Annotated in this window: 4 protein-coding genes and 1 pseudogene; all 5 read left to right on the top strand. The window is 71.0% G+C overall.

Features of this window, described 5'->3' with window-relative positions; all coding sequences use genetic code 11:
* Positions 1-1,311 (top strand): annotated as a pseudogene (locus ABT300_RS04115) (nitrate- and nitrite sensing domain-containing protein); the annotation flags it as partial.
* Positions 1,312-1,320: 9 nt separating this feature from the next.
* Positions 1,321-1,734, top strand: coding sequence for a roadblock/LC7 domain-containing protein (locus tag ABT300_RS04110; protein ID WP_003973453.1), 414 nt, complete (start codon positions 1,321-1,323; stop codon positions 1,732-1,734).
* A 112-nt stretch (positions 1,735-1,846) separates the two neighbouring features.
* Complete coding sequence (locus ABT300_RS04105; protein WP_009190816.1) at positions 1,847-2,245, top strand: DUF742 domain-containing protein; 399 nt, start codon at positions 1,847-1,849, stop codon at positions 2,243-2,245.
* A complete protein-coding gene (locus ABT300_RS04100; RefSeq protein WP_030793795.1) occupies positions 2,226-2,801 on the top strand; it encodes a GTP-binding protein in 576 nt (191 codons plus the stop codon). The genes ABT300_RS04105 and ABT300_RS04100 overlap by 20 nt, the downstream gene beginning before the upstream one ends.
* A gap of 376 nt (positions 2,802-3,177) precedes the next feature.
* Complete coding sequence (locus ABT300_RS04095; protein WP_351671799.1) at positions 3,178-6,504, top strand: sensor histidine kinase; 3,327 nt, start codon at positions 3,178-3,180, stop codon at positions 6,502-6,504.
* Positions 6,505-6,506: the final 2 nt, after the last annotated feature.

Here is a 6,506-nt window from a genome sequence, read left to right as displayed (position 1 = left end):
GGCCGTCCGGCTCCGGCCGGCGCCGGCTTCGGCGGCCAGGCGCCGGGCGCGCCGCAGGGTCTGCAGGCGGCCAACGGCAGCACGCAGGGTCCGGACATGTTCGGCGGACGTCCGCCGCAACAGCGCGCCGACAACGCCGAGCAGGGCGGTCGCGGCCGTCAGCCGCAGCTGCCGCCGCGCGGCGGTCCGCGCGCCGAGCTGCCGGGCGGCAACCCGCAGTCGCGCATGCCCAGCTGGGGCGACGAGAACGCCCGGCCGCCGGTGCCGCGCACCCCGCTGGACGCCCCGCGCGGCCACGAGGAGCCGGACGTCGCGCAGACCTCGCGGATGCCGCGCATCGACGACCGTCAGGGTCCCGGCGCCACCGCCGAGATACCCGCGGCGCCGCGCGCCGACGACCGTCAGGGCCAGGCCGGTCCTGCCGACTTCAGCCGTCCCGCGGACTTCGGCCGTCCCGCCGACTTCGGCCGCACCCCGGCGAACGGTCAGCAGAACACCGGCCAGTTCCCGGCCGTGGGCAACCCGCAGGACACCGGTCAGTTCCAGCGCCCCGGCGCGGGCGGACGTCCGGGCGACAACGGGTACACCCGCTCCGACGTCTTCGGGGCCCCCGGCGGCCAGAACGCTCCGGCGGCGCCGGACCAGTTCGCGCCGCAGGCCTACGACAACGGCTCCACGGGCCGGTTCGCGTCTCCCGGCTACGACAGCTCCGCCACCGGGCAGCACTCCCTGCCCGCCCGCCAGGACCCGTCGTCCACCGGCCAGTTCCCCGTCGCCCAGCCCAACGGCTACGGAGCCGCGCAGCAGCCGGTCCCGCAGCGTCCGGCCGGACGTCCCGAGCCGGAGGCCCTGCCGCCGGCCCCGGGTCCCGGCGACGGCCGTACCCCGCTGTACGACACGTTGGAGACCAACTGGTTCCACGGTCAGCAGGCGGGCGGCGCGGCGCCGTCCCCGGCTCCGCAGCAGGAACAGCAGCCGCAGGCTCCGGCCGCTCCGCAGCGTCCGGCCTCCGCTCCCGCCTCCTGGCGGACCTCGCCCAACGACGAACTCGTCCGTCAGGCCGAGCGCGTCCGGCAGCCTGCCGCGGGCGGCGTCACCACCTCCGGTCTGCCGCGCCGGGTGCCCCGGGCGAACCTCGTCCCGGGCACGGCTCAGCAGCAACAGCACCAGACCGGTCCGCAGGTCTCGCGTTCGCCTGACGACGTACGCGGCCGGCTGACCAATCTCCGTCGGGGCATCGCGCAGGGTCGTCAGGCCGGCAACGGCTCGACCGGCAGTTTCCCGAGCCCCACTCACCAGCAGGAGCGTTAGTTGAGCCAGATGAGCCAGGCAGCACAGAACCTGAACTGGTTGATCACCAACTTCGTGGACAACACCCCCGGGGTGTCCCACACCGTCGTGGTGTCCGCCGACGGGCTCCTGCTGGCCATGTCCGAGGGCTTCCCCCGGGACCGCGCCGATCAGCTGGCGGCCGTCGCCTCCGGGCTGACGTCGCTGACGGCCGGGGCCTCCCGGATCTTCGAGGGCGGCAACGTGGCCCAGACGGTCGTCGAGATGGAGCGAGGCTTCCTCTTCCTCATGTCCGTCTCGGACGGCTCGTCGCTCGCCGTGCTCGCGCACCCCGAGTGCGACATCGGCCTCGTCGGCTACGAGATGGCGCTGCTCGTCGACCGAGCGGGCGCGGTCCTCACGCCCGACCTTCGCGCCGAGCTCCAGGGCAGTCTGCTCCACTGACCCGCCCGAGTACCACCCGCCTCACGAAATCACCGTCCGGCCGACACATTCCCCCCACCGGCCTCGACGGACGGCACGACAAACCAAAATTGCTGTCCCGCCCGGAGGATCCATGACCCCGCCCACCGCCCATCATGATCCGTACGCGGAGCCGTACGGCGATGAGGGCGACCAGCCGCTGGTGCGTCCGTACGCGATGACCGGTGGCCGGACCCGGCCGCGCTATCAGCTCGCCATCGAGGCGCTGATCAGCACCACGGCCGACCCGGCAGCGCTCATGGGGCTGCTCCCGGAGCACCAGCGCATCTGTCACCTGTGCCGCGAGGTGAAGTCGGTCGCCGAGGTCTCGGCGCTGCTGGCCATGCCGCTGGGTGTGGCGCGGATCCTCGTCGCGGACCTCGCCGAGGCCGGACTGGTGGCCATCCACCAGCCGGGCGGCGACGAGAACAACGGCGGCGCTCCGGACGTGACGCTGCTCGAAAGGGTGCTCAGTGGACTTCGCAAGCTCTGACGGGGGCCGGGCGACCACCTCCGCGAAGATCGTGGTGGCGGGCGGCTTCGGCGTGGGCAAGACCACGTTCGTGGGCGCCGTCTCCGAGATCAACCCGCTGCGCACGGAGGCCGTCATGACGTCCGCGTCGGCGGGCATCGACGACCTCACCCACACCGGGGACAAGACGACCACCACGGTCGCCATGGACTTCGGCCGCATCACGCTCGACCAGGACCTGATCCTGTACCTGTTCGGCACGCCCGGCCAGGACCGCTTCTGGTTCATGTGGGACGACCTGGTGCGCGGCGCGATCGGCGCGGTGGTGCTGGTGGACACGCGGCGGCTGGCCGACTGCTTCCCCGCGGTCGACTACTTCGAGAACAGCGGTCTGCCGTTCGTCGTCGCGCTCAACGGCTTCGACGGGCAGCAGCCCTACCAGCCCGAAGAGGTGCGCGAGGCACTGCAGATCGGCCCGGACACCCCGATCATCACGACGGACGCCCGGCACCGCTCGGACGCCAAGAGCGCGCTGATCACCCTGGTCGAGCATGCGCTCATGGCGCGACTGCGGTAACTTTCAAGCACCTGGTGACGTACAGCATGTGCCGTAGGCGCCCTGGAGCCGGCTGTGGGCTTTGACACGGTCGGCTCCGGTGTTCATAACGTTTCGGCAGTGGAATCGACGAGTCCCGCCACGCGTCGCGGTCAGTCAGTCTCGCTGTGCGTACGAAGGCCCCGCCTTTTGGCGGGGCTCGTTCTTTTTGACCGTTTTATCTGGGGTTTACATCACGTCGAACCAACTCTTTCCCATGTTTGGAAGAGGGCTGGTCGTCATGCTGGAATGCCTGAACTGCCCAATAGTCAATGACGTACTCATGGTCGATGGCTGACCGGGCTCTGAGACACAGCGGCACGACGAAGGTGCCGACCGCCGAGAGGTTGTTGGTCGAGTGAGGCGAAGCAAGAAAAGTCCCGAGCCTGCGGCCCGGGGCAACTTCACGCCGCCGCCGCGCGGAGCGGCGCCCGCCCATGTGCCCGGCCCGGAGCCGACGGCCGCGCCCGCCAAGAGCGGCAGCCGTCTCTCCCCGCGCAACTGGCGGGTGCCGACCCGGCTGAACGCGATTCTGCTCATACCCGTGGTGGTCGGCCTGGTCATGGGCGGCTTCCAGGTGAAGAGCTCGATCGACACCTGGCAGGAGGCCGAGGACGCGGAGAACACCGCGCGCCTGGTGCGGGCCTCGCTGAGCTACGGCGACGCCATCTACAAGGAGCGCGACATCTCCGCCGCGCCCCTGCTCGCCGGCAAGCGGGACGACCCGACGGTCGTCGCGGCCCGCAAGGTCACCGACGCCGCCGCCAACGCCTTCGACGAGGCCGCCAAGAACATGCCGGCGAAGGCCGGTCTCGAGCGCCGGCTGAAGCTGTTCCGCGACGCGGAGACCAAGCTGGCGCCGCTGCGTGCGGCCGCCTACACCTCCAAGCTGTCGGGCGTGCAGACCGAAGAGGGCTACACCGCGGTCGCGCACCCCCTGATGGAGTTCTCCAACGAGCTCGGCCTGGGCACCGGAAACATCACCTCCTACGGCCGTACCGTCTACGCGATCTCGCTGACCAAGGCCGCGATGTCGCTGGAGCGCTCGATCGGCATGCATCTGCTGATCAAGCCGGGCCCGCGCAACGACGACTTCGCCAAGCAGAAGGTCTCCCTCTCCTCCTACGCCTACCTCGAGGGCATCGCCATCGAGGAGTACGTCGGCGGCGGCACCGAGGCCGACGCGCAGAAGCTGCAGGACGCCGAGGCGAAGATCAAGAGCGACGGCGCCGCACAGGCCGCCGAGGCGAAGCAGAAGAACCCGGACTACGTTCCGCCGCCCGCCAACCCGACGACGATGGTCGTCGCCATCTCCACGATGCAGAGCAGGGACGGCAGCGAGCGCGCCGCCCTCGCCGGCAAGGGCATCAGCATGGAGAACTGGTGGGCGGTCACCACGCTGAAGTACGACGCCTACCGGCAGATCGAGTCGGACCTGACCGACAAGGCCGTGTCCGAGGCATCGGACATCGCGGCCGACGCGAAGACCTCCGCGATCATCACCGGCGCCGCCGTGGTCGTGGCCCTGCTCCTGGCGTTCATCCTCGCCGGTGCGGTGGCCCGCCAGATGAGCCGCTCCATGCGCCAGCTGCGCAACGCCGCCTTCGGCATCGCCGAACAGCGCCTGCCGATGCTGGTCGACCAGCTCTCCCGCACCGACCCCGGCCGGGTCGACACCCGGGTCGCCCCGATCCCGATCACCACCACGGACGAGATCGGCGAAGTCGCCCGCGCCTTCGACCAGGTCCACCGCGAGGCCGTCCGGCTCGCCGCCGAACAGGCCCTGCTGCGGGGCAACATCAACGCGATCTTCACCAACCTGTCGCGCCGCAACCAGTCCCTGATCGAGGGCCAGCTGACGCTGATCACCGACCTGGAGAACAACGAGGCCGACCCGGACCAGCTGGAGAACCTCTTCCGCCTGGACCACCTCGCGACCCGTATGCGCCGCAACGGCGAGAACCTCCTGGTCCTCGCCGGCGAGGAGCCGGGCCGCCGCTGGGACCAGCCGGTCCCGCTGGTCGACGTGCTGCGCGCCGCCTCCTCCGAGGTGGAGCAGTACGAGCGCATCGAGCTGTCGGGCGTCCCGGAGGCCGAGATCCACGGCCGCGCCGTGACCGACCTCGTGCACCTGCTCGCCGAGCTGCTGGAGAACGCCACCACGTTCTCCTCCCCGCAGACCAAGGTCCGCGTCACGGCGACCCGTCTGCCCGACGGCCGCGTGATGATCGAGATCCACGACAAGGGCATCGGCCTGACCGCCGAGGACTTCGCGGACATCAACCACAAGCTGGCCAACCCGCCGACCGTGGACGCAGCGATCTCGCAGCGCATGGGCCTGTTCGTGGTCGGCCGGCTGTCCGACCGGCACGGCATCCGCGTCCAGCTGCGCCCGTCGGGCGAGCAGGCCGGCACCACCTCGCTGGTCATGCTGCCGGACGCCATCACGCACGGCGGCGGCGGCGAACAGCAGCAGCACCACCCGGACCGCGACGAGTTCACGGTCTCGCAGATCATCCCGGAGCAGAGCTACGGCGCCGGCGAGGACTTCAACAACGGTCTGCCGATGCGCACCGCCGCCGAACTCGGCTTCGACGACAGCCGCTACGAGGTCCCCGACGACATCCGCGACCTGGACCCGGTGGGCCGGTCCCTGATGCGCGAGGAGCGCCGCGCGGCACTGGAGTCCCAGACGGGCCAGCCGGACCATCAGTCCGCGCAGCCGCTCCAGTCCGCCGAGGCCGCCGCCTACGGCGAGAACTTCGAGGCCGGCCATCAGCAGCAGGGCTACGAAGCCGCGCAGAACGGCTACGACCCCGCGCAGAACGGCGCCCAGGGCCACTACGACGGCGGCGCGACGGGCTACGCCGAGCAGCCCGCCTCGTTCGACCAGCAGACGGCGTACCAGGAGCAGCAGCGCCCGGCGTACGACGACCAGTACTTCTCGCCGAACGGCACGGCGCCGCAGGGCGACGGCTTCCCGTCGAACGGCGGTTACCCCGACCCCGCGTATGCGGAGCCGGTCCAGGAGGAGCGGACGGCGGCCGAGCCGGCCACGTCCGAGGACTTCCCGCCGTACGAGGAGCAGCAGTCCTACCAGGACGACTGGCCCCAGCAGAACGGCCACGGCAACGGTTACCAGAACGGCTACCCGGACCAGTACGCTCCGGAAGCGGAATCCGCGCAGGTCGCTGACGCGGGTGAGCAGAACCGCGTAGGCTTCGACCGTCCGGGATCGAGCCCTTCCGCCTCTCACGCGCTGACCGAAGCCGGTCTGCCCCGCCGCGGATCCACCGCAAGCGGCGCGAACGGCACGCGGCCCGCCACGAAGCAGGAAGCACCTGCCTCCTCCTCGGAGAGCAGCGGCGGCGGCGACATCTGGCGGTCGGCGAACGACGAGCGCTGGCAGCAGGCCTCCGCTCTGAAGAAGCCCAAGGCGGGCGGGGTCACCTCCTCCGGTCTGCCGCGGCGGGTGCCCAAGGCCAACCTCATCGAAGGCGCCGCCGAGAGCACCCCCCAGGGGGGCCCACAGGTCTCCCGCGCCCCGGAGGACGTCCGAGGCAGGTTGAGCAACCTGCGTCGCGGCGTCCAGCGCGGACGCAACGCAGGAAGCAGTGAAACGAACGGCCAGGCCACTGGGAATCATCGCAGTGGGCCTGACAGCACCTACAACCAGGAGCGTTAGTG

Source organism: Streptomyces sp. NPDC001027 (assembly GCF_040299045.1).
Classification (GTDB): domain Bacteria; phylum Actinomycetota; class Actinomycetes; order Streptomycetales; family Streptomycetaceae; genus Streptomyces.
The sequence above is the reverse complement of the archived record's forward strand: the minus strand, read 5'-3'. Positions and strand labels throughout refer to the sequence as shown.